Origin of the sequence: Idiomarina xiamenensis 10-D-4 (genome assembly GCF_000299895.1) — a bacterium.
In the GTDB taxonomy this organism is placed as follows: domain Bacteria; phylum Pseudomonadota; class Gammaproteobacteria; order Enterobacterales; family Alteromonadaceae; genus Idiomarina; species Idiomarina xiamenensis.
In genome coordinates this window covers 1-2,572 of record NZ_AMRG01000035.1, presented here as the reverse complement: position 1 = coordinate 2,572, position 2,572 = coordinate 1, and the positions used below count along the sequence as shown (strand labels likewise).

General features: G+C 44.5%; 4 protein-coding genes. 3 read left to right on the top strand and 1 reads right to left on the bottom strand.

Features of this window, described 5'->3' with window-relative positions; translation table 11 throughout:
* Positions 1-280: 280 nt before the first annotated feature.
* Positions 281-481, bottom strand: a complete 201-nt coding sequence (locus A10D4_RS13200; RefSeq protein ID WP_008490106.1) for a hypothetical protein — start codon at positions 479-481, stop codon at positions 281-283.
* 487 nt (positions 482-968) lie between these two features.
* Here A10D4_RS13200 and A10D4_RS13190 point away from each other — a divergent pair, with 487 nt between their 5' ends.
* The 3 genes from A10D4_RS13190 to A10D4_RS13180 all read left to right on the top strand — a co-directional run.
* Positions 969-1,460, top strand: coding sequence for a DUF411 domain-containing protein (locus A10D4_RS13190; protein WP_008490105.1), 492 nt, complete (start codon positions 969-971; stop codon positions 1,458-1,460).
* 2 nt (positions 1,461-1,462) lie between these two features.
* A complete protein-coding gene (tatA, locus tag A10D4_RS13185) occupies positions 1,463-1,681 on the top strand; it encodes a twin-arginine translocase TatA/TatE family subunit (protein WP_008490104.1) in 219 nt (72 codons plus the stop codon).
* On the top strand, positions 1,671-2,572 hold a 902-nt coding region (locus A10D4_RS13180), incomplete at its 3' end, for a multicopper oxidase domain-containing protein (RefSeq protein WP_008490102.1). The genes tatA and A10D4_RS13180, both read left to right, overlap by 11 nt.

The window sequence follows — 2,572 nt, the reverse complement described above, 5'->3', positions numbered from 1 at the left end:
CGAAGACTGGCTTTTTCTGAATAATGGTGCCGGAGGCGGAATCGATTGGATCTAATAACTTATTGTTTTATCGTGGATAAAAAATATTAAGGTTCAAGCGTGTTACTTACCTTGTTACTAAAACTTCAGCTTTAATTTTTCAGTAGACCTAATGCTCGCCCAGCAATTGGGAGATAGCTAATAATGGGCTATAACTTTTGTAAAGTGGAGTGGCCAATAAATTTGGCCACTTAGCTAGAGGTGAGCAGCTATACCTGTCACTTTGGTTAAAGTGAATTTGTTATTTATCAACACTTTTCCATGGCCCAAAAGCAATGAAATACAGAAGCACTATGTTTGCAAAAGGGACGACGATTAATAAACCCAATGGGCCAGGATAGCCAATTCGTTGGCAGATACGCCAGGCAGGAACAATGAAAATAGCTCCCACGATCAGCATCCATAGGAACCCCATACCAGCGAACATTTCGTGATTCATCATTATCTGCTCCTTATTTGACATGCGTTTAAATGACGTTAAACTAAAATTTATTAACTTGCAAAAAAGCAGGGTGCTCGTGCACATTCGAATTCTGTTAGTAATGGCAGTGCTATTAGTGTCGATGTCGTTTTCGCAAACGGCAGATGCTCACGCATGCCATGATGACGGGCAAATGCAGCACAGCATGGTGCAGAAAGCGGACGCAAGTGATTGTGAGCATGAAGAGCAAAAGCACAATTCGTGCTGTGCTGACATGACCGTTCGGCATTGCTCCGGCAGTTCAGTTTTGTTTATTGGTCAGCTTTCGTCCGTTAATGCCCTTGCAGTTAATCTTTCTTCAAAAGTCTATGCTCCCATTGACACTTTAATTCGCGCTAAACACGCGTCTAATTTATTCCGCCCCCCAATAATTACCGCTTAATAAGTTACTAAAAATTTAGCACACGCTCGGCGTGTTCCTTTAAAACTTATTAATTGGTAAATAATTATGTCTATCAAACGCAATATCGCTGTTTTAGCGATCCTGTTTTCCGTGTCCGCGTCTGTAACTGGTTCAGAGGAGCCGTTGCTAACTGTTCTGAAAGATCCGAACTGCGGTTGCTGTGAACAGTGGTTACAAGCTTTACCGGATAGCTTTAGTGTGTCCGTAGAACATCCGAACAACCTGACTCAACTAAAACGTGACTCCGGTATTAGTGCGGCAGTTCAATCTTGTCATACCGCCATTTCTGATAATGGCTATGTCTTTGAGGGACATGTTCCTCCTACATTGGTTTCTAATTATTTAGCTGGGGAAAAGTCAGAGAACGGAATAGGGCTAACCGTTCCAGGCATGCCGGTAGGGTCAGTCGGCATGGAAATGGGCAGTCGGTTTCAGCCTTATACGGTCTATGAAATCAAACAAGACGGCTCAGTAATACCCTATCAGCAGATAGCGAGTTCAGAACAACAACAAACACTCTCAAATGGAGGGTTTTAGCTATGGGATTTGGCGGCATGAGCATGGTTCAGCTAGGAATTTTACTGGTTATCGTCATTCTCCTTTTTGGTAGTAAAAAGCTACGAACCCTGGGAGCCGATCTTGGTAGTGCGATTAAAGGGTTTAAATCATCGATTTCTGATGAGTCGTCTGATAAGAAAAAGGGCGTCCAACGTCATCAACATTTAACCTCAAAAGAGGAGCGTCATCATGAACAATGAGTTTAATAAAGGGCGTCGAAAGTTTATTAAATCTGCATTCACTGTGGCATCTGCTTTAGCAATCGCCAAAGTAGCCCCGACTTGGGCTGTTCCTCAGGGGCGCAGTTTTAAGGATCAGGTTCTGACAAACGATGAGATTGATCTCACCATTGCAAAGTCTCCACTGCTGGTGGGAAATAAAGTAGGAACACCAATAACCATCAATGGCCAAATGCCGGGCCCTTTGATTCGTTTAAAAGAAGGGCAGCGAGCAAAGCTAAATGTGACTAACCGGTTGTCGGAAGACACGTCAATTCACTGGCACGGAATTATATTGCCCGAGAACATGGATGGTGTGCCAGGCGTATCTTTCGAAGGGATAAAGCCAAGACGAACGTTCAAGTACCGCTACGATGTCGAGCAAAACGGAACTTATTGGTATCACAGCCATTCCGGTTTGCAGGAGCAATTGGGACACCTAGGGCCGTTAGTGATTGAACCCAAGGACGGAGACATTGGTGCTGATCGAGAACATACCATTATTCTCAGCGACTGGACATTCGAAGATCCAGATGAGGTTTTTCGTAACTTGAAAGTTGCGGAGGGGTACTATAACTATCAAAAACGTACGATATTTGAGACCTTCGAGGACGTGCGACAGCAAGGGTTAGAGAAAACCTGGAAGCAACGAGAAATGTGGGGGCAAATGCGAATGAGCCCCCGTGATATTGCGGATGTGACGGGCAGTACTTATACCTACCTGATGAATGGCCGCGATTCACAGATGAACTGGTCAGCATTGTTTAAGCCTGGTGAAAAAGTGCGCCTTCGTATCATTAACGGTTCGGCAATGAGTTTCTTCGATGTGAGGATCCCTGGGTTGGAGATGACGGTTGTGGCCGCTGACGGGCA

Coding starts and splice junctions, on each gene's coding strand:
- A10D4_RS13200 (WP_008490106.1), bottom strand. CDS start 481: ATGATGAATCACGAAATGTTCGCTGGTATGGGGTTCCTATGGATGCTG.
- A10D4_RS13190 (WP_008490105.1), top strand. CDS start 969: ATGTCTATCAAACGCAATATCGCTGTTTTAGCGATCCTGTTTTCCGTG.
- tatA (WP_008490104.1), top strand. CDS start 1,463: ATGGGATTTGGCGGCATGAGCATGGTTCAGCTAGGAATTTTACTGGTT.